Origin of the sequence: Haloterrigena sp. H1 (assembly GCF_005938085.1) — an archaeon.
In the GTDB taxonomy this organism is placed as follows: Archaea; Halobacteriota; Halobacteria; order Halobacteriales; family Natrialbaceae; genus Natrinema.
This window is the reverse complement of the sequence record NZ_SMZK01000001.1, coordinates 115,876-141,266: the sequence shown is the minus strand read 5'-3', so window position 1 is coordinate 141,266 and position 25,391 is coordinate 115,876. Positions and strand designations below refer to the sequence as shown.

Below are 25,391 nucleotides of genomic sequence, written 5' to 3'. Positions count from 1 at the left end.
TTGAGCAGCTATTATCGACGGGAACAAGCGGAAACAGGTAGGTTACATGAAGTCCTCGATCCCGGACTGTTTGTTCTTGTCGTTCTCGAAGATGCTCTCGAGCGACCGCTCCAAGACCTCTAACCGCTGTTTCGTGTAGTCACGACAGTCGTACTCCTCGGCGACCTGAATCGCGGTCTGCATGTACTTGTTGACCGAGCCTTTGTGGACGGTGAGGTTGACGCGGCCACCACACTCGCGACAGTCGCCGGTCAGGGGCATCCGGCGGAACTTCTCGCCGCAGTCGAGACACCGGGTCTCCTGACGTGAGAAGGCCCGGAGGTTCCCGATCAAGTCCGGCAGAAAGTGGTACTCGATGACCCGCTCGGCGACGTCGGTTTCGTCGACCGCAACGAGTTTCCGCGAGAGCTCGAGCTGGGCGTCCATCTTGTCCATCATCGAGCCCAGCGTCTTGTACGCCGAGAGGTCGGGCCCCATCGCGATGTCGGTGGTGTCGTGGGTGTGTTCGAAACCGGTGTACTCGGTATCGGTCCCCAGCGTATCCTCGGCGATCTCGACGTCGACGTCCTCGGGGTCGGCCTGCTCGCGGGTCGCGAGGTAGAACTCACGAGGGTACTGGGAGACGACGTCCATGTTGTGGGCCTCGTCGTCGATCTCGGAGGGGTCGATCCGCGAGGACATGACCAGCGGGGCGTCCATCTTCCCCCCGCGCTGGTCGGGCAGAAAAGACTTACTGAAGTTGAGCAATCCGTCGAGAAGCAGCATCACGCAATCTTCGTCACCGTCGCAGTTCCTTCGTTTTGCGGCGTGAAAGTACGGGTGCGCGTATCCGACCGCCGCACTCGTAAACCCGATCACACGTCCGACAGTTGCCGCCGACGTATGCGGTGCCATCCCGAAGACGAGTTCGCCCACGAGATCCTGGCGGTCCTCGAACTCGTAAAACGGCTCGAGGCCGTAGTACTGTGCCAAGAGGTCGTCGATGAAGTCGGCCGTCTGGAGCATGTGCTCGGCTGCACCGTTGGAGAGGACGATGTCCTGTACTTTGAGTTCGACCAGCTGGTCCTCGTGAGTGAGCGGTTCGCCGTGGATGTCCTCCTCGTAGCCAAGGGCCTGTAGCTGGCCGACATCGACATCGAGTTCGCTCGCCCGAACCGACGTGACCGGGAGGTCGGTCATGTCGTAGCGGACAGTGCCATCTTTGAACGCCGACACGTCGTGTTTCGCACGGAGGATCCCTTTCTCGATGGGTTCGGGAACCTTGTTCTGCGAGGAGAGTCCCTTGACGCCTTTCAGGATCTCGAAGGCGTTCTCGCGTTCGCCGACGGACTCGAGGGCGCTCCGGAACTCATCGTGAACGTCGATTTCGCGGGTTTCGACGCAGGTTCCCTCGCGCTCGCAGCGATCGCACTCGACGCGACCGGCGTCGTCGGGCTCGAGACGCTGGTCGCAGTCGGGACAGCGGTAGTCCGGCGTCGTCCGCTCGTTGCAGTCGGGACAGCGGTTCTTGAACGTCTCGGTGCCACAGGTCTCACAGCGCTGCCGACCGATCTGCAGTTCGACGACGCCGGGGGTATCGGACATCGTCTCGGCGTGGGTGGCGGCGTCGGCGACGTTGCGCTGCGTGCCGCCGGCCTCGCCGATGGGAAAGAGCGTATGAACGGCAGGGCTCAGATCCCTGCTCTCCGACTTCTCGGGACGGCCCATCCGGTTGCCGATCCGGGTCGGCGCACGCTCACGGACCTGGAACGGCGCGATCTCGTTGACCGCCTCGATGGCGTTGTCGCCGTCGGCCTCGTGCCCCCACGTCCGCGCGCGTTCGGAGAGGTCGTCGGCCGACCAGGTGCGCTCGAGTTCGATACTCGGGTCTTCCTCTTGGCCATCAGGTTCGAGAGCCGCACCGTCGGCGACGGTCTGACGAGGTTCACAGCCGACCGTCCGGACGAACGGCCGCCAGTCGTCGACCTCAATGTAGCCTTCACTCTCGCGCTGGCGGTGTTCGATGACGATCGTCTCGAGCGCGTCGCGGACGGGCTCAGTATAGTCGAGGACGAGCGTGTCGTCTTCGACTTGTCCTGCGGCAACCGCCTCGGCGAGCGTACAGAAGGCATCGACCGACAGGTCGTGCCAGAGATAGGTGTACTCGGGATGGAGGGGCGCGTCGTACGCCGTGGCCCACTCGAGGGCCTCCTCGGGGTCGGGGAACTCGAGGTCGATCCGGGGGTCGTCCTCGAAGGCCTGGACGTCCGCGCCGGCAGCCTCGAGATCCTGGACCCACCACTCGTAGGTGTAGGCGGCGGGCGCGAGCGGGTGGTTGTTCTCGACGAACTCGCCGTAGTTGACGAGATACTCGCCGAGATCGAGGATCTTCTCGACGCCGTTTCTGATCTCGAGGGCGTCCGCAGGGTCGTCGATCCGCCGGACGTCGCCGTTGGCCAGTTTGACGGTCGGCCCCTCGATGGAGTCGACGGGGACGACGCCGGCGGCCTTGCCGGGGCGTTCGGTCTTGATCTGGGTCCCCGTTGCGAGGAAGTCGTCGACGAGATGCATCGCCGCAGGGTGGACGCCAGCGGTCGCAAAGCCGTGGTTGCGCGCGCGGCCGTAGCGCAGCCGGAAGCCCCCCTCGGCGCAGGGATGAGAGAAGACCGGCCGGCCGGCGATCAGGTCCCGGAGGAACTTCGTCGACTCCTCGACGCGCGGCGGTCCCTCGGGACCGTCAGCGGCGTCTTGGTCGTCGTCCTCGGCGTCGCCACCAGCGGCTTCGTCTTCCCCGTCACCGTCTCCCTCGTCATCCGCGTCCGCGTCGCTCTCCTCGTCCGCCGCATCGTCGTAGTAGGTGCCGTCGATGAGATCCTGGAGCCACGGCCAGTCGACCTCATCCAGGTTCCGGGTGTAGCGCTGGATCTTCGGTGCTTTGAGCGCGATCCCCTCGGCGAGCACCAGACACATCCCACCGCGGGCGCTGTTGGTGTCGACCCGCTCGAGATCGCGAAAGCCCGAGACCTCCTCGTCGCCGGTGGCCTCCCCGTCGAGCATGATCGGCATGTGCTCGGCGATGAACTTCGTCTCCTTGTCCTTGGGCGTGTACTGGAGGCCGGTCTCCTTGTCGTACAGCGAGATCTCCTCGGCGTAGCGCTCGATCTCCTCGTCACGAGCCTTGTACCCCTCGATTCCCACGAGCGCGCGGGTGTAGTCGGCGACGAGTACCGACAGCGCCTGTGCAGTCCCGCCCGCCGAGCGGATCGGACCGGCGTAGTAGACGTTGACGAACTCGGTGCCGTCGTCGTTCTGGATGATTTCGACCTTGTCGATCCCCTCGATCGGTGCGGCGACGACCCCCTCGGTCAGCAGGGCAACTGCCGTGCGGACCGCCCCCTCGACCTTGCCGGCTTTCGACTCGTAGTCACCGACGCGGCCCTCGGCGAAGTCCTCCGCGAGCTCGAGGGCTGCTTCCTCCCTGCTCATCTGACCTTCGAGTTCGCGGACCCGTTCGGCGACGCCGTCGATACCCAGAATGTTCTCGACGCGATCGGCCATGTCGCGTGCGGTCGGGATCTCGACTTCGGGTTCCGGATCGCCGCCCCGTTGCTTGGCCCGCTCGGCCACGTCGAACGCGTCGTCTAACTGGGACTCGAGCCGTTCGAAGTAGCGTTCGTCTTCCGCCCGCATGTCAGAGCCAGAGGTCGAGGTCGGTCGTCTCGTCGTGGTCGCGCTCGAGTGGCTCCTCGAAGACGCGCAGGTGGACCTCGCCGGCCCAGACCGTCGCTTCGTTCAGATGGCCGGCGACCGCGTTGCCATCGGGCCCCGAGAGGACGACGTGGGTATGGGCAAACCGGTCGCCATCTAAGAGCGAGACGTTGCCGACACAGCTCGCGACCTCGAGGGGCTCGTCGAATTCGATCGGTTCGTACGCACACTCGTCCTGATCATAGAACCACAGTTCAGCGTCCTGGACCGCGCCGAGTGCGGTAAACCAGGCGGCATCGGCGTCGACCGCGTCGGCGAGGGACTCGATCTCGGCCCGCCAGTCGGCACCCGTCTCGAGGCGGGCGACGTACTCGTCGGTCGTCTCGACGGCGCGATAGTTCATACAGCTACTGTGTTGGCCGGCAGAAAAAGCCCACCGGTCGCAACGCATGGAACTCGTGTGGACTGATATATGGACAGGACGCGCTCACAGCGAGTGGCGGGGTAAGATCAACAGTGTCAGGCGTCTCCGCGATCCCTCGAGCGGATCCGATCGGTCGCCCCGAGCGAGAGCCGCAGGAAGATCGGGACCGTAACGACGGCGATAGTGATCTCGAGGCCACCGACGACGAGAAAGGCGACGTCGTAGCCGTAGCGGCCGGCGACAGTGCCACCGAGGAGGAAGCCGCCGAGGAAGCCGAGGCTGCCGGCGAGATTGAACCCGGCCATGGCGAGGCCGCGCTCGCTCTCGTCGGCCAGATCGGAGACCAGCGCCATCGTCGCGGGGGCGACTAACGCGCCGAGGACGCCGACGGCGATCATCGCGATCGCGGCGGTCGGGACCGACGGCGCAGCGCCGACGGCGATGATGCCGACGCCGTAACACAGCGAGCCGACGACGATCGGAATCGTCCGCCCGATCCGATCCGAGAGCGCACCCATGGGATACTGCAGGAGAGCGAAGGGTGCGAAAAAGCACGCCAACATGAGCCCGGTCAGTCCGGCGTCGAGGCCGAACTGCTGTTGGAAGTACAGCGTCCCCACGAGCGCGAAGAAGCCGGCCGTGAGCCGGTCGACGAACCCGAAGGCGAATGGGACGGAAAGCGTCGGCTGCCGGCGAATCCCGTCGACGAGCGCGCGAGCGGTCCGGCGCGTGTCGGGCGTCCGGTCATCGACGCTCGAGACGGCGAGGCTCACGCAGACGAGCAAGCCGGCGGCGACGACCAGCGGCGCGCGCGGATCGAGCTCGGTCAGTTGGCCGCCGATCGGCGCGCCAAGTGCAGCCCCGGAACCGATGGCGATCCCGGCCGCGCCCATGTTCCGGCCGTGACCGCCTTCCAGATCCATCAGCATGGTCATCGTCAGCGAGAACGCCCCGACGGTCATCGCCCCCTGGAAGACGCGAAGGGCGAGCACGCCCGCGAAGGGGATCGAGCCCAGCGTGGGGACGGCGGCGAGGGCAGCGTAGCCGACCGCGCCGGCGATTGCACCGGCGACGATAAACGGCGTCCGCCGACCAGTCGTATCGCTTACGATCCCCCAGACGCCGACGAACGCGACGTAGGCGGCGAACTCGGCGATCAGAAACCACATGCTCGCGTCGAGCGCGCTCGCGGCAAAAGCCGAGGTCGTCTCGTCGGCCCCGAGCGTCGCGACGAGCGTCGACACGCCCGGATAGAGCAATAGCTGCGAGAACAACACCGCGAAGACGAGGACAGCGAGGACGACCCGATCGCGGTCACTCGAGTGCACGGGCAGCCGTTGGTGCTACGATCCTATGAAGCGTCCGTTCTGGATCAGACTGTCGTCGCGTCGACCGTCGGCCGCCGCAGTGTGACCGACGTTACGGCCGAATGTAGGCGTAACCCTCGCTCTGCAGGCGTGTGAGTTCCCCACCGCCGGAGGGGACGGTTTCGACGCCATCGACGAGATCCGACTCTGCGAGATCCTTCAGGTCGAGGGTGTTACTGCAGGCTTTGACGGCGATCCCTGTCTCGAGCAGCGATTCGACCATGTCGCTGCCGTCTCCGCCGGCCGTCAGCGGCTCGATCCCGTCGGCCTGTGCGACGATCGCGATGTCGTCGGTTTCGACCGAGTCGTCTTCCGAGAGGTTCTCGGCGATAGTGAGCGCTGTCTGTTGCTGCTGTGGATCGTCAGCGATGAGGTGGAAAACGGTCTGCACACGTCGACGACCGGTCCGTCTCGCAATAGGGGTTGAGCCTGCAGACGAAACGGCTCACGGAACGACGGCAGTCGGCAGATGTGTGCTGTTCTCTAGCCTGCTGTTTTTGCCGTTACTGCGACGCATATGTGGATGGAGCAGTATGCATACTAAACATGAGCGACGACGCGAGCGACGGGCACGAGGCCGACTCCGACGCCGAGCGTGGCGGGCGCGGGCTCGGCACGCGCAGCGTCCACGCCGGCCAATCTCCCGACCCGGCGACCGGCGCGAGAGCACCACCGATCTATCAGACCACCTCCTACGTCTTCGAGGACGCCGACACCGCCGCCGACCGCTACGCCCTCGAGGACGACGGCTACATCTACTCTCGGATCGCCAATCCGACGGTCACCGTTCTCGAGGATCGCCTCGCTGCACTCGAGGGCGGCGCGGGCGCGGTCGCGACGGGCAGCGGCATGGCCGCACTCGATTCTGCCGTGCTGATCCTCGCCGAGGCGGGCGACAACGTAGTTTGTTCGACCGACACGTACGGCGGGACGTCAACCTACTTCTCGAAGACGGCCACACGGCGGAACATCGAGCCGAAATTCGTTCCCACCCTCGAGTACGACGCCTACGAGGAGGCCATCGACGAGGACACCGCCTTCGTCCACGTCGAGACGATCGGCAATCCCTCGCTCGTGACGCCGGACTTCGAGCGCGTCGCCGAGATCGCCCACGACAACGGCGTGCCACTGGTCGTCGACAACACCTTCGCGACGCCAGCGCTGTGTCGACCCTTAGAGTACGGAGCAGACGTCGTCTGGGAATCGACGACGAAGTGGCTCCACGGCTCGGGAACGACCGTCGGCGGTGTCCTCGTCGACGGTGGCTCGTTCCCATGGGGCGAGCACGGTTACGACGAAATCGCCGGCCAGAACCACGCCTACCACGACACCGACTTCTCGCGAGACTTCTCGGAGGCACCCTTCGCTGCCACTGCCCGATTCCGCTCGCTGCGCAGCCTCGGCAACCAGCAGTCACCGTTCGACGCCTGGCAGACCTTACAGGGACTGGAATCGATGCCGCTGCGCGTCGACAAACACTGCGAGAACGCCGCCATCGTCGCGGAGTATCTCGACGACCACGAGGACGTCGCCTGGGTCACCCACCCCGGTCTCGAGTCCCATCCGACCCACGACAACGCCTCGCGGTATCTCGAGGACTTCGGCGGGATGGTTGCCTTTGGGCTCGAAGAGGGGTTCGAGGCGGGCAAGACCTTCTGCGAGGAGGTCGAGTTAGCCTCCTTCCTCGCGAATATCGGCGACGCGAAGACGCTGGTGATCCATCCCGCGAGCACGACGCACGGCCAGCTCTCGCCCGAGGAGCGAGCAGAGGCCGGCGTCACCGAAGACCTGATCCGGCTGTCGGTCGGCATCGAGGACCCCGAAGATATTCTCGCCGACCTCGAGCAGGCGATCGAAGCTGCGACACGAGCCTGTCGATCGGACGGTGAGACGCGATGACGACGAAGGACACGATCGATCTCGGCGAGTTCCAGTTCGAGTGCGGGGAGTCGATCCCCAGTCTCGAGGTCGCCTACGAGACCTACGGCGACTTTACCGGCGACAACGCGGTGTTGATCTGTCACGCGCTGACCGGCAGCGCCCACGTCGCCCGCCGGCCGGACGCCGGCGACGAGACCGCAGGTCAGGCCCGCGCCTGGTGGGGCGACGTCGTCGGGCCCGGGAAAGCCATCGACACCAGCGAGTACTACGTGATCTGTGCGAACACGCCCGGGTCGTGTTACGGAACGACCGGCCCCGCAAGCGAAAATCCGGAGACGGGCGAGCCCTACGGCACCGACTTCCCGCCAGTCACGATCGGTGACTGGACCCGCGCCCAGCGACAACTGCTGGACGAACTCGGGATCGGCCGGCTCCACGCCGTCGTCGGCGGTAGCGTCGGCGGCATGAACGTTCTCGACTGGCTGCGGCGGTATCCCGACGATGTCGAACGGGCCGGCGCGGTCGCCACCGCCGCCAAACTCGACCCACAGTGTCTCGCGCTCGATACCGTCGCCCGGCGGGCGATCACTAGCGATCCCAACTGGAACGGCGGTCACTACTACGGCGGCCCCGAGCCCGAAGAGGGACTGGCGCGCGCCCGCCAAATCGGGCACATCATGTACCTCTCGAAGGCCTCGATGGGTCGAAAGTTCGGCCGCCGATCGGCAGGTCGGGAGACGGTTCGTGAGGAGCCGCCGGACCCCGCGGCCGCCTTCTTCCCCTACCGGGAGGTCGAGTCCTATCTGGACTATCAGGCCGACAAATTCACCGATCGGTTCGACGCCAACAGCTACCTCTACATGACGCGCGCGATGGACGACTTCGATCTCTCGGCGGGCTACGAGTCCGATGCCGACGCGCTGGCGGCCTTCGAGGGCGAACTTCTCGTGCTGTCGTTTACCGGCGACTGGCACTTCACCGTCGAACAGGCCGAGTCACTCTCCGAGTCGGCACGCGAGGCCGACGTCGACGTCGCCCACCACGTGATCGAGTCTGACCACGGCCACGATGCCTTCCTCGTCGAACCCGAGACCGTCGGCCCGCCGCTATCGGATCTGCTCGAGGACGGCCTCGGCGGCAGCTCGATCACTGACACGGCACCGGAACAACCCGACGAGACCGGAGAGTTCGCACCGGTTCACACGAGTCTGTTTTCGAGGTAATCGGATCTCGAGGTCCCGCGGCGCTGGCGCCAGAATCTATGCTGTTGTCCGACGGTTAGTCAAGCAACGCCGAGTCATACGGTCTGCTGTCACTGTTTACCGGTGGGACCGCAGGAGGTCGCGGTCCCATCGGCAATGACTTACAGCAGACCGTATCAGCCACGATCGAAGAAAGAGAGTCAGCGGCCGTTGCCCTGCCCATAGGCGTGCGAGGAACTGTGATCGAATGGGACGTACTGTTCAGTGGTCGACCGACCGGAGCGGCGACGGTCAATCCAGTACTGCAGATCAGCGACGAACAACGCGAGGTTTTCGCGAGCGAGCAACTTCATCGAGACACCCTGTGGTGAACGGAACAGTGCGATCAACGACCACATCGTCCCGGCCGCAAGCGCACCAACGGCCGAAAAGCTCATTCCCAGCGTAAAAAACGTCGTCGCGTACACGAACCCGATGCCCATCGACGGAAGGCTCGTTCCGAGCGGAACACGCGCGCTCGAGTCACGCAGCGTCGGCGCGAGAAAGACGATCGAGAGACTGCTCCCAAGCATGAATACGAGGTCTTGCCACATCATCATAACTGCTTACTCAGTTGTGAGTTAAAAATCTCTCGGTCGAGAAATGGGCAGTTAGCACTGATAGTCAGCGATCACTGACGAAGCGACAGAAACGGTGAGTAGAACGGGAAGCGACGACGGAAACCACATCGATCCATCGTCACGGGACCACAACAGGCTATTACGTGGCCTAAATTCGGATTAGTCTCGAGCGATCACGGCTCCGCGAGGACGGTCTCCTCGACCAGCGTCTCGCGGGCCTCGTCCATCGACGTGACGACGACGTCACAGTGGGGTTCGACCGCCGGTTTGGGTTCGAAGCCGATCGCGAGGCCGGCAACCTTGAGCATCGGCAGGTCGTTCGCGCCGTCGCCGACCGCCACGGTCTCGTCGAGGTCGACACCGACATCGTCGGCGAGGTCCTCGAGCGCGTCGTCTTTGGTGCCCTCGATCAGCGGTCCCTCGACGTCGCCGGTGAGTTCGTCGCCGTTCATCGGCAGGCGGTTCGAGACGATGTGGTCGACGGAGACGTCTTCGCGCTCGAGGGCGGCGGCAACGCCGCGTTCGAATCCGCCGGTGAGGATCGCGGTCGTGACACCGGCGTCGTTGAGTTCCTCGATGAGGTCGGCCGCACCCTCGCGGAGGACGACCTCGTCGAAGGCGGCCTCGGCCTCGGCCTTGGAGAGGCCCTCGAGCAGGGACGCACGCGAGCGCAGACTCTCCGCGTAGCCGATCTCGTCGTTCATCGCGCGCTCGGTGATCTCTTCCATATCGTCGGCGACACCACAGCGGTCACCGAGCAGAACGGTCATTTCGGAGTCGGAAAGCGTTCCGTCGAAGTCGAAAGCGACGACTGTCATTGCTCGCCGCTTGTGGGTCCCCGGATAAACCAGTTCAGGTTTCGGCTCGCGATCGTGACCGACTACTCCTCGCCGTCGACTGGCGTCTTGACGATCGTCACCGGCCGTGTGGCCAACCGCGCGACGCGGTCGGTGACGCTGCCCAGCAGCTGGCGGTACTCGCCGGACCGTTCTTTCGAGCCCATCACGAGCAGGTCGACATCCGCCTCGTCGGCGTAGTCGAGGATCTGTTCGTGGGGCGCGCCGTGTCTGACGACCGTCGTCGTCTCGATCCCCGCTTCGTCGGCCGCCTCGGCAGCCGACTCGAGGGCGTCGTCGCCGACCTGCTCGAGAGCGGACTCTAACCCTTCGAATTCGTGGACGTACTCGTCGCCGCTGTAGGAACTATAGACATCACTGTCGACGACGTACAACAGGTGAAGGTCGGCCCCAGTATGTTCGGCGACGGCGATGGCGTGGTCGATGGCGAGTTCGGTGCCTTCCTCGGCGTCGGTCGGAAGCAAGATATGTTCGTACATAGGTACCACTACACGAGCCACACCGAAAACCTTGAGCAGATAGTTCACGGCACGAAAAGCCCGAACAGAATCGACGGCTTCGATCGGGTATGCGGCGCATTCCGGTCCGCAGGCCGATATCGTAACGTTCTCGCCGCGCTACCGGGAACGCGTCCGACGTGTCCGTACAAGACGACCGTCAGCAGCCAGCGGTGATCGACCGATGACCGCGGCGACGCTCGAGGTCGTCGCGATCGCCTTAGTCCCGGCGGTCCTCTGGGGGTTCTCGCCGATCTTCGATAAACGGGGGATGGCCGCGGGCGGCGGTGCCGTGCAGGCGTCGCTGGTCGTCGTGCTCGTTGACTCGACGTGTTACTGGCTCGCCATCGCGGCTCTCGAAGGCCGGTCGGCCGTGACGGGGGTGACCGGCGAGACGCTGGCCGTCTTCGCGTTCGCGGGCGTGGTCGGCACCGCAGTCGGGCGGGTCACGATCTTCGTCGGCGTCGACAGAGTGGGCGCGAGTCTCAACAGCGCGATCCTCAGCGCGCGGCCGCTGTTCGCGACGCTGATCGCGCTGGTCGCGCTGGGCGAACCGCTCGGGCCCGTCACCGGCGTCGGGATCGTCGTCCTCGTCGCCGGGCTCGCGCTACTCGCGACCGCTCGTGGCGGCGACCTCGCGGGGTGGACCACCCGCGACCTGTGGTGGCCGATCGCCGCCGCGGCCACCTTTGCGGTCGCGAACGTCAGCCGCCGGTACGGCATGCTCGAGACGCCGGTGTCGGCTCTCGAGGCGGTCGCGATAAACGAGACGGCCGGGCTGGTCGCCCTGCTGGCGTACATCCTCGCCTGGGGCGGCCGTGACGCGCTCGCGAAACCGCGGGCGTCGTATCGCTACTTCGTGGGCAGCGGCCTGCTGACGACCGTCGCGATGCTCGCGTTGATGACCGCGCTCGGTCTCGAGGGTGGGCGGATCGCCGTCGTCGACCCGCTGGTCGCGACCGCGCCGCTGTTTACCCTGCTGTTTGCCGCCGTCTTCCTCCGAGACGTCGAGCGAGTAACGAAAGGCGTCGTCGGTGGCGCAGCGTTGATCGTGATCGGCGCTGCGCTGATTACGATCTAAAACAGCGGTATGTTTTGCCGGCCACGCGCACAACGGAAGGGTTTACGTGCTCCGCACGGTTTTCTCGCACATGAAGGTTCTCGTCACGGATCCGATCGCGGATGCGGGTCTGGACGTACTCAGAGACGCCGGCCACGAGGTCGAAACAGGCTACGAACTCGAGGGAGACGACCTCCTCGAGGCAGTCTCGGACGCACACGGGCTCATCGTTCGCTCCGGGACCGAAGTCACGGACGAGGTCCTCGCGGCCGCTGAAGAACTGGTTATCGTCGGCCGAGCGGGTATCGGCGTCGACAACATCGACATCGACGCCGCCACGGACGAAGGTGTCATCGTCGCCAACGCCCCCGAGGGCAACGTTCGCGCAGCCGCCGAGCACACCGTCGCGATGACGTTCGCGGCCGCTCGCTCGATCCCGCAGGCACACATCCGCCTGAAAAACGGCGAGTGGGCCAAAAGCGACTACCTCGGGACCGAACTCAACGGCAAGACCCTGGGTGTCGTCGGCCTCGGCCGCGTCGGCCAGGAGGTCGCCAAGAAACTCGACTCGCTCGGCATGGACATCGTCGCCTTCGACCCCTACATCTCCGAGGAGCGCGCCGAGCGCCTCGGTGCCGAACTCGTCGACTTCGAGCCGTGTCTCGAGCGCGCCGACTTCCTGACGATCCACACGCCGCTGACCCCCGAGACGGAGGGCATGATCGGCGAAGAGGAACTCGACCTCCTCGAGGGCGACTACATCGTCAACGTCGGCCGCGGCGGCATCATTCAGGAGGACGCGCTCGCCGCCAAAGTCGAAGACGGCACGGTCGCCGGCGCGGCGCTGGACGTCTTCGCCGAGGAGCCCCTGTCTGCGGACTCGCCGCTGCTCGAGCACGACGACATCATCGTCACGCCCCACCTCGGCGCGTCGACGGAGGCCGCCCAGGAGAACGTCGCGACCTCCACCGCCGAGCAGATCAACGCCGCGATCGCCGGCGAACCGGTCGCCAACGCCCTGAACGCCCCCTCGATCGACGAGAGTGCGTTCCCCCGCGTCGAACCCTACATCGACCTCGCTGAAACCGCCGGCAAGGTCGCCGCCCAACTGCTCGAGGGCCGTATCGAGGACGTCGAAGTCGTCTACGAGGGCGAAATCGCCGACGAAGACGTCGAGTTTGTCACCGCGAGCGCGCTCAAGGGCGTCTTCGAACCGCTCGAGTGGCAGGTCAACGCAGTCAACGCGCCCCAGATCGCCGAAGATCGCGGCGTCGACGTCACCGAGTCCAAGACCCGACAGGCCGAGGACTTCCAGAGCCTGATCTCCGTGACCGTCAGCAACGACGACGATCAGGTCTCGGTTGACGGCACCCTCTTTGCGGGTGACGACCCACGTATCGTCCGCATCGACGGCTACCGCGTCGACGCAATCCCCCACGGCCGGATGGTCATCACGCGTAACACCGACGAACCCGGCGTCATCGGCCTCATCGGCTCCGTCATGGGCAAACACGACGTCAACATCGCCGGCATGTTCAACGCCCGCGAGACCATCGGCGGCGAGGCACTGACCGTCTACAACGTCGACAGCGAAGTTCCCGCGGACGCGAAAGCGGAACTCGAGGACGACGAGCGTGTCATCGGCGTCAGCGACATCACGCTGAACGGCCAGAACTAACCGCGAGAGCGAGACGACGACCGCGACGCACGCGCTATTTTTCGCCGCTCGCGCTCCCGGCGGCAAAAGACCTATCGCTTGGACGAACAACGTCTCGAGTATGGACGACGACGTTGCGGTCGATTTCGGCGAGGACGGCCTCGTCCCCGCCGTGGCACAGGACGCCGACACCGGTGAGGTACTCATGCTCGCATACGTCTCGCCGGAGGCCTTAGCGCGAACCCGCGAGACTGGCCGCGCTCACTACTACTCGCGAAGCCGCGAGGAGCTGTGGGAAAAAGGAGCGACGAGCGGCCACGTGCAAGACGTTCAGGAGATTCGCGTCGACTGCGACGCCGACACCCTCCTCTATCTGGTCGACCAGGAAGGCGGCGCGTGTCACACCGGCCACCGGTCGTGTTTCTACCGGACGGTCGAAGGCGAGAACGTCGGCGAACGAGTGTTTGATCCGGACGCCGTCTACGAATAACCGATGAGCGAGCGCGTCCCGCCCTCTGACGCCCGCTCCGACGCCGCCGGCAGTCGCGACGACGGTCCGACATCACTCGAGGCGCTCGAGGCCGCCCGCGACCGCCTCGAGACGATCGACGCGCGGATCGCAGATCACGACGAGGACACCGTCGAGCAAGTCGCCACCGCCTATCGGACCGCGACCGACCTGCTCGAGGATTACGTCGACCGCGCGACCGGGACCGGCAAGGAGAATTTTCAGGCATATATTGAACTCGAGGGGAAATTCGACGGCCTCGTCTCCGGACTCGACGAGGACCTCCCCGAGTACGAGTCCTTCGAGGACGCCCTCGAGGCGATCGACAAACGCCGGCTCAGCGAGGCCGACTTTGAGCGAGCGCGCGACGCCCTCGAGCCGGCGGCCACGTACGCGGACATGCTCGACGAACGCGAGGCCGCCCGCGAAGCGCTGGCGGAGGCCCGCAAAGCCGCGAACAAACGGCTGCGGACGATCGGCGACGAGATCGACGCACGCGAGCGGCTGCTCGAGCTCGCGGACGCCGACCTCGACGCCCCGGTCGAGCGACTACGCGAGCCGATCGAACGCTACAACGAAGCGATCCGCGAGGCATTTCGAGCGTATCGCCTCGAGACGAGCGCTCGCGAGGTGTTCGACCTGCTCGAGCGAAGCCAGTGGTATCCGTTCGTGACCTACGAGCGACCGCCCGAGGACCTGGCAGCGTACGTCCGCGAGAACGCGGCCGGCGAGTACACCATCCCCGAGTTGCTCGAGTACGCCGACTACTCCCGCTCGAAACTGTCCCATTACGTCGACAGTGCCGACGAACTCAAACGCAACGTTGCGACCCAGCAGACGTACCTCGAGGGGATCGACGCCGAGCCGCTGACGATCGACTGGCCGCCCGAGCCTGCGGGTGCCCTGCGAGCCCGGACGCGGGAGTATCAGCCGTTCGTCGCGCGGGTCGCCGACGAGGACGTCGTCGCAGCGTTACGTGAGGTGCGGCTGCTCGCGGCCGATCCCGACTACGACCGCTTACAGACCGCAGCCCGGGCTGTCGACCGGCTCACGCCCGCCGAACGCGAGCGGCTGGCCGATGGCCGCGTCGCCGAGGAACTGGAGAGGTTGCGGACCGAACGGGAGCGACTCGAGGACGCACTCGCTGTCGACGATCCGGTCTGACGGTTGCCGGCGGTCGCGGTTAGCGGGGGAGATGACCGTCGTGGGAGCCGCTCCCGCTCATAAACGGCATGGTATATATGCCGCTGGACCGTTCGCACGACTATGCGAACGACGCGGCGGTCAACGCTCATTGCGCTCGGTGGAACGATCACGCTGTCTACCACGGCCGGCTGTCTCGGCGGCTTTGGTGGTTCTGACGTCGACTTCCCGCGTCCTGCACTGGGACCGACCGATGCCGCCGTCACCGTCGACGTCTTCGAGGACTACGCCTGCCCCCACTGCGCGACGTTCATCGAATCCGTCTTTCCGCAGATCAGGTCGACCTACGTCGAGCCGGGTGACGTCCGCTATCGCTATTTCGACTATCCGATCCCCGTCGACCAACAGTGGTCGTGGCGCGCCGCGTCGGCCGCCCGCGCAGTGCAAGACGAAACCGACGTCGAGACGTTCTTTTCGTTCGCCAAGGGCATCTACGAGCAGCAGTCCAGACTCGGCGAGGACGGCTATCAACTCCTCCGCGAACTCGCCGCCGACCACGACGTCGACGGCGAGGCAATCGTGACGGCGGCCGAAGAGGAGTCGTACCGAGACGTCGTCAAGGCAGACCAACAGACAGGCGACGACCGCGGCGTCCCTGGAACGCCGGCCGTCTTCGTCGACGGCGACCTCGTCGAGGGCTACGACTGGGATATCGTCAGCGCCGCGATCGACGCGCAACTCGAGTGAGCAGTCGGCCGCCGAACAGGTAGTTTATACGGCGGAAAACCAGTCAGATATCATGGACGATTCAGGGCCGGGACGACGGGACGTCCTCATCGCAACGTCGGGAGTTCTCACGCTTGCAGGCTGTACGAACAGCGCGGCCGTTGAATCTGGGTACGGAACGGCGTACGGAGACGCATACGGAAGTGAGTGAACATGGTCGATCACACACCGCGTCTCGGACTGGGGACGTACGAGCAGGGCGAACAGTGGAACCACACCGACGCAGTCGAGGCGATCGACGCACGCGCGATCGTCCACGGGCCGATCAGCGAGCGACCGGCAACCGGCGAGTACGACGACGAACTGTACCACGCGACCGATCAGGGAATCACCTGGCGCTGGGACACCGGGAGCGACGACTGGGTATACTTCAGCGGTCGCGGAAGTGACGAGCAGCCAGTTCCGGGAACGAGCCACTTCGAGGCAGTCCAGTCCACTCACGCTCGCACCGAAAAGACCCCCGTGTGGAACGTCGAGGCCCACGGCATCGAAGGCGACGGGACGACCGAAGTCGGCCAGGCGGTCCACGACCTCCTCGAGACCGTCGCCGCGGCCGGTGGCGGGATCGTGTACTTCCCGCCCGGGAGGTATCCCCTCGAGCGGACGCCGCTGGTGGGCGACGACACGATCGTGCTGGGTGCAGGCCGTTCGACCGTCCTGACGGGGCCACGCCCTGCCGGTGAGGAAGGGCGGGCGCTGCTCTCGAACAGGGGCTACGACGAGCCGGGATACGACGGTGCATCGAACTGGGGCGTCTGCAACGTCCGGATCGATTCGCCGGAATCGACGGGAATCATGCCCGCCCACGCGGCAAACGTCCGGCTGGAGCGGATCTACGGCGACCGCATCCACTACCACCACATCGACGTCGTCTCGTCGAAAAACGTCGTCATCGACGGCTACTGGGCAACCCGCGGCGGCGAGGGTGGGTCAGATGCGCCGGTGCAGTTCGACAGTCAACAGCCGGATACGAGCTGGAACAGCGTCTGGGACGGCAGCACCGACGCGCTCGTCGCGGACGACGGGACGCCGACCAGAGACTGTACCCTCACGAACTTCGAGATCGACCCGGCGAACGACCCCGACTACGGCGTCCACCTTCACCGCGGGACGAACGAGGGGATCACCATCACGGACGGCCAGATCACCGGCTGTGGGTATACGGCGATCAGAGCCGATTCGGACGAGCAGATCGTGGATCTGACGATCGACCGCGTCTCGTGTCTCGAGAACGCACGCGGGATTACCCTGGGCCACGTCGCGGACGGCCGCCGGGAGTTGACGATCAGCAACGTCACGATCAGAACCGAGGACAGCGACATCGCTGGCGGCTCGGGGCTGTACGCCGCCGGTTTCGACGGCGCTGCGATCTCCAACGTCACCGTCGACGGGCCGTTTACGAACGCGATCATCTTCGACGACATGGCCGACCTGAAGCTCAGCGGCGTGACCGCGACTGGCGCGGATCATCAGTCGTTCCGATTCAGGGAGAACGTCGACGCAACGCTCACGACCGCTCGCGCGGCCGACTGTGGCACTGCAGGGGTCTACGTGGGCCCCGACAGTCGCGTCGCTTACGGCGGTGTCACGTTCGACGATGTCGGAGACCGAGTCGTCGTCGACGGCGAACTTCGGGAATGGGCCTCGTCCTGATCGGGGAGTCAAACTCGAGGGGGCGAGCGACAGAACCCAGCCTAGGCGTCGGCTTTCGCAGCGGTCAGCGCCTCGTACATATCGTCGACGAGGGCCTCGGCGCGGTCGCCGTCGCGGGCTTCGGCGTAGACCCGGACGAGCGGTTCGGTGCCGGAAGGACGGGCGAGCACCCACGCGTCGCCGTAATCGAGCCGGTAGCCGTCGCGGGTGTTGAGGTCGGCGTCGGCGGCGTTGGCCTGGTTGGCCGCCGCATCGAGCATCGCGTCGCGTTCGGCCGTCGACTCGTATTCGACGTTGCGTCGCACGTTAACGTAGCCGTCGTAGGGCGCGACGAGTTCGCTGACCGACTGCTCGGCAACTAACTCGAGGAAGCGCGCGGCCGTGTACGCCCCGTCCCGTGAGAGCCGATAGTCGGGGAAGAAGATCCCGCCATTGCCCTCGCCCGCGATCGGCACGTGTCTGCCGTTTGCCTCGAGTTCCTGAATGCGGGTGATGATGTTCGTCGAGCCGATCGGGGTAAGCTCGAGTTCGGCGCCGACGTCGTCGACCACGTCGACGAGTCGCTGGGAGACGTTGACCGCCGAGACGGCCGTGTCGCCGGCCTCGAGTTCGGCGGCCGCGAGTGCGGCAAGGGTCGCGTCGCCCTCGACGTACTCGCCGGCTTCGTCGAAAAAGATCGCGCGGTCGGCGTCGCCGTCGTGGGCGATGCCGACGTCGGCGTCGGTCGCACGGACGAGGCGACCCAGATCGGTGAGGTTGTCGGGGACGGGTTCGGGATCACGGCCGGGGAAGTGGCCGTCGGGCTGGCCGTTGACGGTGACGACGCGACAGCCCAGTTTTCGGAAGAACTCGGGGCTGGTCAGCGAGCCCGCGCCGTGGCCCGGATCGAGTGCAACGGTGAGGTCAGCGTCGGCGATCGTCTCTCTGTCGGTGGCTGCGAGGAGTTCGTCGACGTACGCCCGGCCGACGCCGTCGATCTCGCGGACCCGTCCCGTCTCGTCCCACGGGGCAACGCTGAAGGATTCAGCGAGCAGCGTCTCTTCGATTTCCTCGAGTGCGGCGACCGAGAGTTCGACGCCGTCGGGCCCGACGAGTTTGACGCCGTTGTACTTGGGCGGGTTGTGCGAGGCCGTGATAACCACGACCGGCACCCCTTCGCGTTCGGCGTAGGCCTGTGCCCCCGGCGTGGGGACGATCCCGAGACGATCGACGTCAGCACCCGTACTCGCGAGCCCGCTTGCGGCCGCATCAGCCAGCATGCGCCCCGTATAGCGGGTGTCGCGGGCGATCGCGACCCGGTCCCCACCGTGGCCGTCACCCCAGGTCGTCCCCGCCGCTTTCGCGACGCGCAGGACGAACGCGGGCGTCAGCTCTTCGTTGGCGACGCCCCGCGTCCCACTCGATCCGAAGACTTGCATTACGCGTTAATCCGTGCGGACTCCCCAAAGGGATTCCGCAACGCGGCCTCTCGACCAAGGGCGGAACGTTTTCGGGCCATCCCTGTCACGTTCCTGTATGCAATCGATCGAGGAAAAACGCGTCTACGGCGATCGGCAAGGGGCGATCACGGCCTACGTCGCAAGCGCGATGGGTGTCGTTCGCGTCCGGGTCGCTGGCGACACCGTCGGCGAGTTTGGCCTCTGTGAACGCTGTGGCGCTCGAGATATCGCTGCCAGCTCCGACGCCATCGCCGTCGCGACGGCCGAGGATGTCCGCGTCCTCGCACTCGAGGAAGAATCCACGTCCGGCCGCGAGGGTGACGCGCCGGTCGTAGCCGACGACGAGTCGTTCGTCGAGACTGGCTTCGGCCCGGCAGTCGCCGTCGGCTTCGACGGCGACGACGTGCTTGCAGCCGGGCCGGACGGTCGCGTCGCGCGTCGCACAGCCGGGGCCGACGAGTGGACCACCCTCGCGGCCGACCTCGAGACGACGGTGCGCGCGATCGACGGCGACCTCGTCGCCACCGACGACGGCGTCTATCGGGTCGGCGACGACGGCCTCGCACACGCCGGCCTGTCGGACGCACGTGACGTCTCGGCCGACGGCATGCCCTTAGCCGCCACCGCGGATGGTCTCTACAAGCTCGGCAACGGCTGGATGCGCGTCCTCGAGGGTGCGTTCGAGACCGTCGCCGCCGATCCCCGCTCGGATCGGGGCGAGCTCGTCCGCGCCCACGCAATCGCCGCTGATGGCGTCTACGAGTTCGTCGCCGACAAGTGGCACGCGATCGACGGCTCGAGCGAGCACATCGTCGGGGTCGGCTACGGCGAGACGACCTACGCCGTCACGGACGAGGGGACCTTCCTCGCGTGGAGCGATGGCGAGTGGCGAACGCGAGCGCTGGGCGTTAGAGACGTTGCAGGCCTCGCCGTGCCGCCACGCGCGGGCCGCCAGTAATCCGACCGGACGCCACGGTTGGCCTGCGACGAGGAAGCCAGTCGTGTGACAGTACGGACGAGGCGGAGCCTACAAGAGTTAACTATACTGACTGTCACCGTTCGAGCAATGACCGATCTTTCACGCCAACGACTGCTGGCTGTGACCGGGACCGCCTGTACCGGCGCGGTCGCTGGGTGTATGGGAAGCGACGGAACCGAGGGCAACGGTGACGGCAGGTCCGACAGTGAAGCCGATGGGAACGACGGGAGCACGACGACCGACCCCGACGGGACACGTCTCGGCGACATCACCGTCGACAACCTCGACGATGCTGCCCACACGATCGACGTCATCGTCGAGTTCGACGGGACGATCGACGTGTGGGCGACGAAGAACCTCGCGGCCGGTGGCGGAGCGACCCTCGAGCGAGACTGGCCGTCCGGACGACAGCAGTTCCGCGTGATCGTGCGGAGAGATCAGGGCGAACCGGTCGAAGTGACCCCGGCCGACTGGAACGAGCCGTCGTGTCTGAACCTCTTCGTCCGGGTCGATCGGAATGGGGAACTGACGGTCCTGAGCAACACGAGCAGCGGCCCGTGCAGTGCCGACGACGCGAGTGGCGGCGGCACTGACGCGTAGCCGACAGCCACGGACGCGACGGATTCGGCACGCTCGAGCGCCGAGCGCGGATGAGAACGAAAGCTGGTTTAGCCCCCGGAGTGTGCCACCGACTATGATCGTCAGTGGATCCACGTCCCAGGCACTCGCCGCAGCGCTCGCTCGCGAACTCAAGGAACCGCTCGCCGCCGTCGAGTACGACCGGTTCCCCGACGGCGAACTGCTCGCCGCCGCCCCCGGCGTCGCCGACGCCGAACCCGATCGGGCAGTAATCGTCGCCTCGACCATCTCGAGCGACGCCCACCTTGAGGTCCTCCAGTTGCAGGATGCCGTCCGCGAGGCCGGCGTCGACGAGGTCGTCACCGTCCTGCCGTACATGGGCTATGGCCGGCAGGACAAGGCGTTCGAGCCGGGTCATCCCATCTCCGCGCGCGCGATGGCTCGTGCGATTTCGACCGGCGCAGACCGGGTGCTGACGGTCGATCCCCACGAGGAAGCGGTCTGTGAGTTCTTCGAGCCGACGGCGACGGCCGTCGACGCCGCGGGCCGACTGGCTGAGCCCTTACCCGACGACCTCGTGGATCCGGTCTTCCTCTCGCCTGACGCGGGCGCGATCGACCTCGCCGAGACGGTCTGCGACGCCTACGGCACGGGCGAGACCGACTATTTCGAGAAAGTACGTCACTCCGGCACCGAGGTCGAGATCACGCCGAGCGACGTCGACGTGGCCGACCGCGACGTCGTCGTCGTCGACGACATCATCGCGACGGGCTCGACGATGAGCGAAGCCGTCGGCGTCCTCCGTGAGCGATCCGTCGGCCGCGTTTACATCACCTGCGTCCATCCGCTACTGGCTCGCAACGCCGTCACGAAGCTCTCGCGGGCCGGCGTCGAAGCGATCTATGGCACCGATACCATCGAACGCGGCGTCAGTACCGTCTCGGTCGCACCGGCGCTCGCATCGTACCTGTAAGCAAACGGTTAAGTACTCGCCTACACGTGGCCTAGTCGTTAGCGTTTCGCACGATGCGGTGACAGTGCGAACTGCGGCAGCCAACTACGAAACGGTATCAGATGCACGGAATCGTCCACAAAACCCTCAAAGAGTACGTCGTCGACCGGACCGACGACGACACATGGAACACGATCGTCAACCGCGCCGGCCTCGAGCCGACGCTGTACCTTCCCGTCAGCTACTACGACGACGCCGAAATCGACGCCGTCCTCGAGACGCTGTCGTCGATGGCCACCCAGGACAGGCCCACGATCGAACGCAACGTCGGTCGAACGCTCGCTCCCGAACTGCTGTCGACGTTCAGCGCCCACGTCCGACGCGACTGGGACCTGTCTGAACTGTTCGCCGAACTCGAGACTGTCTACGGCGACATCGAAGACGCCACGGAGGAGGCATCACTGCCCGCTCTCTCCAGTGATCTCGAGTCGGATCACGCAGTCGTCACGTACGAGACCCATCGCGACACCCGTTACTGCAGCATGGCTCACGGGGTCCTCGAGGGCATCGTCGCTGCGTTCGACGGCAACGGGACCGTCACGGAAACGGCCTGCGTCGACGATGGAGCCGACGCGTGCCGGTTCCGCGTCGACTTCGAATAACGCCGGGCCGGAGCTCGCGTTCGCGGACACGGCCCGGCGCGCGTGCACTCGTTTTCATCCGTGGTCGTCTGCTGTTACGGTGTCCCGGTGCACCCGCAAGGCGGTCGCGGGCCCACCGGCACTAACTGACAGTCGTCCGTATCAGCGACGACGACCCAAAACCATGCCAGCGAGCAGCATCGCCACGGCGGCGAGCGCCGCCGGAACTCCGAAACCGGGTACCGGCTCGAGCGCCGCGGTCGGCCCGCTGTCGACGCGAGCGGTGACGATCCGGTCACCGACGGCGACCTCGTATCGGCCCGCGTCGTCGAACCGGAGTGTCGCCTCGACCGTCGTCGAGTCACCTGCCCGAAGCGCCACGGGCCGCTCGGCGACGACCCCCTCGGCGGTTCGGAACGCGAGGACGGCCGCTGCCGGGCGCTCACCGGTGGACTCGACCGTTGCGGTCACCGCCACCGGCTCGCCGGGCACGATGGTCTCCGACTCGAGACGGAGATCAGTGACGGTCACGCTCGCGGCCGAGCGGACGACGGCAGTCAGCCGCTCGGAGCCGACGCGAACCGTGTACTCGCCGGGTTCGGTAGGCGTCCACGAGAGGCGATGGCGTGCCTCCGTGCCGGCTGCGAGGTGCCCTCGGCGGGAGTCGACCGGTCGGCCATCGACTTGCAGCGTCGCATCGTACGACCCGTCCTGACTGCCGACGTTGTCGACCGTGACTGGAACCGACACCGATTCGCCGACTGGGACCGCGATCACGCCAGCGGTCCCAGTCGACGCCGAGGCGTTCCAGCGTGGCCACTCCTGACCCGCCACCTCGAGCGGCCCCGTATCGAACCCGTACTCGAAGACCGCGACCGGCTGTGCGAAGGCCGCCGCGTGTTGGCTCCGGCTCCACATCTCCGGGGTCGCCTCGGTTTGCGTGTACCGCTCGGCGGCGGCCCGAACGTCCGCTCCGCCGTAGTCTTCGAGTGTCCGCAAGAAATCGGCCTCGGTGATCCGGCCCTCTTGGGCGTTCAGGGATCGGAAGACGTCCTCGAGCGTACGATCACCGTCGGTTGCGAGCCGCAGCCGGCGGTCGAGCTCGCCGTAGACGAGCGCTCCCTTCACGTAGTGGGTCCGGTCGTCGGCCCACGTCGAGCGATCGACTAGCACCCCACCGGCGTACGGCGATCGCTCGCCGCGCTCGAGGAGGTCACTGAAATCCTCGAAATCAGTGCGATCGCTCTCTAACGTGAGCAGCCCCGCGTAGTAGTCGGCCTGGGCTTCGACGAGCCACGCCGTCTTCGGTGTGGTGTCCGTCGCCGCACTCGAGAAGCGCTGCCGGACGTGGACGTACTCGTGGAACCAGACCGGATTCGGCTCGTCGAGTGCGGCGTCGGCGACGACCCACGTGTCCGAGCGGCCGTACTGAATCCCTCGTGGGCCCCAGTCGGCTTCGGTCGGCGCTGCGATCACGACCACCTCGTCGCGTTGCATCCCGACCTCGAGTCGGCTGCGTGCGTCCGCCAGCGCCGTCAGGATCGCGTCCGGCGACTCCTCGAGCCGTGCAGCCTCGGGGACGACCAACCGGAACGTCCCGCCGTCGATGGCTCGCTCGTACGTCGTCACCTCACCGAAGACGGCGATGTCGCCGCCGGTCGCACCCGGCCCGTCGACGGTCACCGTCTCCTCGATGCCGACCGGGTCGGTCCGTCGCAGGGAGATGTTGAGCGAGGGAACTGCCGATCCCCCAGTCGCCCGTATCGACGAACGTGTACCCCGTCTCCGACGTGCGTGTCTCGTAGCTCTCGCCTCGCCGATCGGCCGGCATCGTGTACCGGATCGTCGGCTCGTCGGTCGCGCCGGTCCAGTCGTAGGTCCGCTCACCCGTCTGCTCGAATCCGGTCGTCGACGCGACGGTCGCGCCCTCCTCGAGTTCGATCTCGAACTCGGTGACAGCGTTGGGGACGTGAAACGTCGTCTCCGTCTCGAACACGTCGGGGTCGTCGGGGCGGTGTCTGAGAACTGTCGTGCGGTCGAACACGTCCTCAGCGCTCGTCCGGGTTCCGACCGCACCGAGGGGCTCACTGGGGTTCGCGACCACGTCGCCGTCAAGGTCGGCGGTTTCAGTGGGTGCAACCGCCTGTGCCGGCTCGACGACGCCGACGCCGGCCGGCAGGCTACAGACGAGCACGACGACGAACGCGAGGACAGCGATTCGACGGGTCACTATCCACCTCTGGTTAGTCAGTGCACAAGACCTTTGTGACGACGGTATCTTCCACTGAGAAATTATATTTGAGCGAGACAGAATCGGCTATGTTAGGTTCGAACGGTCGACCGTGTCGCTGTCCTCGTGAGCGGACGACGAGAACACGTCGTGCTGGGCGATATAAATGGCCATACCTATGACGGACCATCATCCGGTTTCAAATTGTGTGGTTTCTGGAAGGAGTTTTTATGTTGAATGGTAACGTTCACCTTGGACATGGTCAAGAAACGAAATCTCGACGGGACGGTCGCGATCGTCACCGGTGCTGCAGGGGAAATCGGAGGCGGCATCGCACGCGAATTGGCCGCTGCGGGCTGTGACATCGTCATCGCCGATATCGGCGTCACGGAGTCCACAGCCAATGACGACTCAAAGCCCGACAATATCGATCACGCCGAAGACCTCGCTGACGAGATCGAGGCATCGACGGATTCCGAGGCGGTGATCGTCGAGTGTGATGTCACGAACGCAGACCAGACAGCGGAGATGATCGACGCGACACTCGACGAGTTCGGGCAGCTCGACATCCTCGTAAACAACGCCGGGATCATCACCTACTCGCCGGTCGAAGAACTGGATGAAAGCGAGTGGGACGCCGTCATGGACGTCAACGCGAAGGGGGTCTTTCTCTGTTCGCGCGCTGCCATCCCGCAACTCAAAGATGGCGGCACCATCATCAATACCGCCTCTATCGCCGGCGAGATGAGCGCCGCAGGAATCAGTCACTACGCGGCATCGAAACACGCCGTGATGGCGCTCACGAAAACGCTCGCACTCGAACTCGCCGAAGACGACGTCACGGTCAACGCGATCTGTCCGGGGATCGTCGACACCCCGATGTGGCGTGACGTCCTCACCCCCGCAAGCGAAGAGCCGTACGAGGAGACGATTCAGCGGTCGATTCCCCTCAACCGTGACCAGAAGCCGGAAGACATGGGCCGCCTCGCCGTCTTTTTCGCTGAGAATCGCAACGTTACGGGCGAAGCGGTCAAAGTCGATGGCGGCATCACACAGGACGTTCTCTAACGCCAGCACAAACAACGAACCAATCAGGTTCCAAGACCACCTTCGCGGTAGCTGCTGTCTGCTTGTCTGATAATTCCGAAGCTATCAACGCCTCGAGAGCACTGCTCTTGCTGGCCTTGCCTCACTTCGTCCGCAAGAGTCAAAACTGCCTGCGACGCTCG

General features: G+C 65.7%; 22 protein-coding genes and 1 pseudogene. 14 read left to right on the top strand and 9 right to left on the bottom strand.

What is annotated here, in order from left to right; translation table 11 throughout:
• Nucleotides 1-42 precede the first annotated feature (42 nt).
• The 4 genes from E2L06_RS00670 to E2L06_RS00655 form a co-directional block, all read right to left on the bottom strand.
• Nucleotides 43-3,669: a DNA polymerase II large subunit gene (locus tag E2L06_RS00670; RefSeq protein ID WP_138777651.1), complete on the bottom strand. Its 3,627-nt coding sequence runs from the start codon at nucleotides 3,667-3,669 to the stop codon at nucleotides 43-45.
• Nucleotide 3,670: 1 nt separating this feature from the next.
• The gene (locus E2L06_RS00665; RefSeq protein ID WP_138777649.1) at nucleotides 3,671-4,090 is read right to left on the bottom strand and encodes a PPC domain-containing DNA-binding protein; all 420 of its coding nucleotides are present in this window, start codon (nucleotides 4,088-4,090) and stop codon (nucleotides 3,671-3,673) included.
• A 116-nt stretch (nucleotides 4,091-4,206) separates the two neighbouring features.
• Nucleotides 4,207-5,439 (bottom strand): MFS transporter, encoded by a 1,233-nt coding sequence (locus E2L06_RS00660; protein ID WP_138777647.1) that lies wholly within the window; start codon nucleotides 5,437-5,439, stop codon nucleotides 4,207-4,209.
• A gap of 91 nt (nucleotides 5,440-5,530) precedes the next feature.
• The gene (locus tag E2L06_RS00655; protein ID WP_138777645.1) at nucleotides 5,531-5,869 is read right to left on the bottom strand and encodes a DsrE family protein; all 339 of its coding nucleotides are present in this window, start codon (nucleotides 5,867-5,869) and stop codon (nucleotides 5,531-5,533) included.
• 155 nt (nucleotides 5,870-6,024) lie between these two features.
• Between E2L06_RS00655 and E2L06_RS00650 the strand changes: the two genes are divergently transcribed.
• Nucleotides 6,025-7,377 (top strand): O-acetylhomoserine aminocarboxypropyltransferase/cysteine synthase family protein, encoded by a 1,353-nt coding sequence (locus E2L06_RS00650; RefSeq protein WP_138777643.1) that lies wholly within the window; start codon nucleotides 6,025-6,027, stop codon nucleotides 7,375-7,377.
• Nucleotides 7,374-8,582, top strand: coding sequence for a homoserine O-acetyltransferase (gene metX, locus E2L06_RS00645; protein WP_138777641.1), 1,209 nt, complete (start codon nucleotides 7,374-7,376; stop codon nucleotides 8,580-8,582). Before E2L06_RS00650 ends, metX begins: the two co-directional genes overlap by 4 nt.
• Nucleotides 8,583-8,761: 179 nt before the next feature.
• Here metX and E2L06_RS00640 read toward each other — a convergent pair whose 3' ends face one another.
• The 3 genes from E2L06_RS00640 to E2L06_RS00630 form a co-directional block, all read right to left on the bottom strand.
• Entirely contained in the window at nucleotides 8,762-9,157 is a 396-nt protein-coding gene (locus tag E2L06_RS00640; protein WP_138777639.1) for a hypothetical protein, read from the bottom strand.
• Between the two features lie 197 nt (nucleotides 9,158-9,354).
• Nucleotides 9,355-9,999, bottom strand: coding sequence for a phosphoserine phosphatase SerB (gene serB, locus E2L06_RS00635; protein WP_138777637.1), 645 nt, complete (start codon nucleotides 9,997-9,999; stop codon nucleotides 9,355-9,357).
• Nucleotides 10,000-10,061: 62 nt separating this feature from the next.
• A complete protein-coding gene (locus tag E2L06_RS00630) occupies nucleotides 10,062-10,517 on the bottom strand; it encodes a universal stress protein (protein ID WP_138777635.1) in 456 nt (151 codons plus the stop codon).
• A 202-nt stretch (nucleotides 10,518-10,719) separates the two neighbouring features.
• Here E2L06_RS00630 and E2L06_RS00625 point away from each other — a divergent pair, with 202 nt between their 5' ends.
• The 7 genes from E2L06_RS00625 to E2L06_RS00600 all read left to right on the top strand — a co-directional run bounded on the left by E2L06_RS00625 (nucleotide 10,720) and on the right by E2L06_RS00600 (nucleotide 17,342).
• Complete coding sequence (locus tag E2L06_RS00625) at nucleotides 10,720-11,616, top strand: DMT family transporter (protein WP_138777633.1); 897 nt, start codon at nucleotides 10,720-10,722, stop codon at nucleotides 11,614-11,616.
• 70 nt (nucleotides 11,617-11,686) lie between these two features.
• On the top strand, nucleotides 11,687-13,273 hold the full coding sequence (gene serA, locus E2L06_RS00620) for a phosphoglycerate dehydrogenase (RefSeq protein ID WP_138777631.1): 1,587 nt from the start codon (nucleotides 11,687-11,689) through the stop codon (nucleotides 13,271-13,273).
• Between the two features lie 100 nt (nucleotides 13,274-13,373).
• Entirely contained in the window at nucleotides 13,374-13,742 is a 369-nt protein-coding gene (gene hisI, locus E2L06_RS00615; protein WP_138777629.1) for a phosphoribosyl-AMP cyclohydrolase, read from the top strand.
• Nucleotides 13,743-13,745: 3 nt separating this feature from the next.
• The gene (locus E2L06_RS00610; RefSeq protein ID WP_138777627.1) at nucleotides 13,746-14,924 is read left to right on the top strand and encodes a hypothetical protein; all 1,179 of its coding nucleotides are present in this window, start codon (nucleotides 13,746-13,748) and stop codon (nucleotides 14,922-14,924) included.
• A gap of 102 nt (nucleotides 14,925-15,026) precedes the next feature.
• Nucleotides 15,027-15,650: a thioredoxin domain-containing protein gene (locus E2L06_RS00605; protein WP_138777625.1), complete on the top strand. Its 624-nt coding sequence runs from the start codon at nucleotides 15,027-15,029 to the stop codon at nucleotides 15,648-15,650.
• Nucleotides 15,651-15,702: 52 nt separating this feature from the next.
• A complete protein-coding gene (locus E2L06_RS21640; protein ID WP_171052282.1) occupies nucleotides 15,703-15,840 on the top strand; it encodes a hypothetical protein in 138 nt (45 codons plus the stop codon).
• A 2-nt stretch (nucleotides 15,841-15,842) separates the two neighbouring features.
• Nucleotides 15,843-17,342, top strand: a complete 1,500-nt coding sequence (locus tag E2L06_RS00600; protein WP_138777623.1) for a glycosyl hydrolase family 28-related protein — start codon at nucleotides 15,843-15,845, stop codon at nucleotides 17,340-17,342.
• Between the two features lie 41 nt (nucleotides 17,343-17,383).
• Here E2L06_RS00600 and glmM read toward each other — a convergent pair whose 3' ends face one another.
• On the bottom strand, nucleotides 17,384-18,760 hold the full coding sequence (gene glmM, locus E2L06_RS00595; RefSeq protein ID WP_138777622.1) for a phosphoglucosamine mutase: 1,377 nt from the start codon (nucleotides 18,758-18,760) through the stop codon (nucleotides 17,384-17,386).
• Nucleotides 18,761-18,857: 97 nt separating this feature from the next.
• On the opposite strand from glmM, the gene E2L06_RS00590 reads away from it, so the two are divergent.
• From E2L06_RS00590 to E2L06_RS00575, 4 genes are all read left to right on the top strand, one after another.
• Entirely contained in the window at nucleotides 18,858-19,739 is an 882-nt protein-coding gene (locus E2L06_RS00590) for a hypothetical protein (protein WP_138777620.1), read from the top strand.
• Nucleotides 19,740-19,847: 108 nt separating this feature from the next.
• Nucleotides 19,848-20,360: a hypothetical protein gene (locus E2L06_RS00585; protein ID WP_138777618.1), complete on the top strand. Its 513-nt coding sequence runs from the start codon at nucleotides 19,848-19,850 to the stop codon at nucleotides 20,358-20,360.
• A 94-nt stretch (nucleotides 20,361-20,454) separates the two neighbouring features.
• Entirely contained in the window at nucleotides 20,455-21,312 is an 858-nt protein-coding gene (locus E2L06_RS00580) for a ribose-phosphate diphosphokinase (RefSeq protein WP_138777616.1), read from the top strand.
• A gap of 101 nt (nucleotides 21,313-21,413) precedes the next feature.
• Nucleotides 21,414-21,953, top strand: a complete 540-nt coding sequence (locus E2L06_RS00575) for a heme NO-binding domain-containing protein (protein WP_138777614.1) — start codon at nucleotides 21,414-21,416, stop codon at nucleotides 21,951-21,953.
• A 141-nt stretch (nucleotides 21,954-22,094) separates the two neighbouring features.
• Here E2L06_RS00575 and E2L06_RS00570 read toward each other — a convergent pair.
• Nucleotides 22,095-24,162: pseudogene (locus E2L06_RS00570) on the bottom strand (CARDB domain-containing protein).
• Between the two features lie 258 nt (nucleotides 24,163-24,420).
• Between E2L06_RS00570 and E2L06_RS00565 the strand changes: the two are divergent.
• The gene (locus E2L06_RS00565; protein ID WP_138777612.1) at nucleotides 24,421-25,230 is read left to right on the top strand and encodes an SDR family NAD(P)-dependent oxidoreductase; all 810 of its coding nucleotides are present in this window, start codon (nucleotides 24,421-24,423) and stop codon (nucleotides 25,228-25,230) included.
• Nucleotides 25,231-25,391: the final 161 nt, after the last annotated feature.

What these genes read in the sequence shown, in the direction of transcription:
- E2L06_RS00670 (WP_138777651.1), bottom strand. Translation starts at nt 3,669, where the DNA reads ATGCGGGCGGAAGACGAACGCTACTTCGAACGGCTCGAGTCCCAGTTA.
- E2L06_RS00605 (WP_138777625.1), top strand. Translation starts at nt 15,027, where the DNA reads ATGCGAACGACGCGGCGGTCAACGCTCATTGCGCTCGGTGGAACGATC.
- E2L06_RS00600 (WP_138777623.1), top strand. Translation starts at nt 15,843, where the DNA reads ATGGTCGATCACACACCGCGTCTCGGACTGGGGACGTACGAGCAGGGC.
- E2L06_RS00610 (WP_138777627.1), top strand. Translation starts at nt 13,746, where the DNA reads ATGAGCGAGCGCGTCCCGCCCTCTGACGCCCGCTCCGACGCCGCCGGC.
- hisI (WP_138777629.1), top strand. Translation starts at nt 13,374, where the DNA reads ATGGACGACGACGTTGCGGTCGATTTCGGCGAGGACGGCCTCGTCCCC.
- E2L06_RS00625 (WP_138777633.1), top strand. Translation starts at nt 10,720, where the DNA reads ATGACCGCGGCGACGCTCGAGGTCGTCGCGATCGCCTTAGTCCCGGCG.
- metX (WP_138777641.1), top strand. Translation starts at nt 7,374, where the DNA reads ATGACGACGAAGGACACGATCGATCTCGGCGAGTTCCAGTTCGAGTGC.
- E2L06_RS00630 (WP_138777635.1), bottom strand. Translation starts at nt 10,517, where the DNA reads ATGTACGAACATATCTTGCTTCCGACCGACGCCGAGGAAGGCACCGAA.
- E2L06_RS00585 (WP_138777618.1), top strand. Translation starts at nt 19,848, where the DNA reads ATGACCGATCTTTCACGCCAACGACTGCTGGCTGTGACCGGGACCGCC.
- E2L06_RS00665 (WP_138777649.1), bottom strand. Translation starts at nt 4,090, where the DNA reads ATGAACTATCGCGCCGTCGAGACGACCGACGAGTACGTCGCCCGCCTC.
- E2L06_RS00590 (WP_138777620.1), top strand. Translation starts at nt 18,858, where the DNA reads ATGCAATCGATCGAGGAAAAACGCGTCTACGGCGATCGGCAAGGGGCG.
- glmM (WP_138777622.1), bottom strand. Translation starts at nt 18,760, where the DNA reads ATGCAAGTCTTCGGATCGAGTGGGACGCGGGGCGTCGCCAACGAAGAG.
- E2L06_RS00575 (WP_138777614.1), top strand. Translation starts at nt 21,414, where the DNA reads ATGCACGGAATCGTCCACAAAACCCTCAAAGAGTACGTCGTCGACCGG.
- E2L06_RS00580 (WP_138777616.1), top strand. Translation starts at nt 20,455, where the DNA reads ATGATCGTCAGTGGATCCACGTCCCAGGCACTCGCCGCAGCGCTCGCT.
- serA (WP_138777631.1), top strand. Translation starts at nt 11,687, where the DNA reads ATGAAGGTTCTCGTCACGGATCCGATCGCGGATGCGGGTCTGGACGTA.
- E2L06_RS00650 (WP_138777643.1), top strand. Translation starts at nt 6,025, where the DNA reads ATGAGCGACGACGCGAGCGACGGGCACGAGGCCGACTCCGACGCCGAG.
- E2L06_RS00640 (WP_138777639.1), bottom strand. Translation starts at nt 9,157, where the DNA reads ATGATGTGGCAAGACCTCGTATTCATGCTTGGGAGCAGTCTCTCGATC.
- E2L06_RS00565 (WP_138777612.1), top strand. Translation starts at nt 24,421, where the DNA reads ATGGTCAAGAAACGAAATCTCGACGGGACGGTCGCGATCGTCACCGGT.
- E2L06_RS21640 (WP_171052282.1), top strand. Translation starts at nt 15,703, where the DNA reads ATGGACGATTCAGGGCCGGGACGACGGGACGTCCTCATCGCAACGTCG.
- serB (WP_138777637.1), bottom strand. Translation starts at nt 9,999, where the DNA reads ATGACAGTCGTCGCTTTCGACTTCGACGGAACGCTTTCCGACTCCGAA.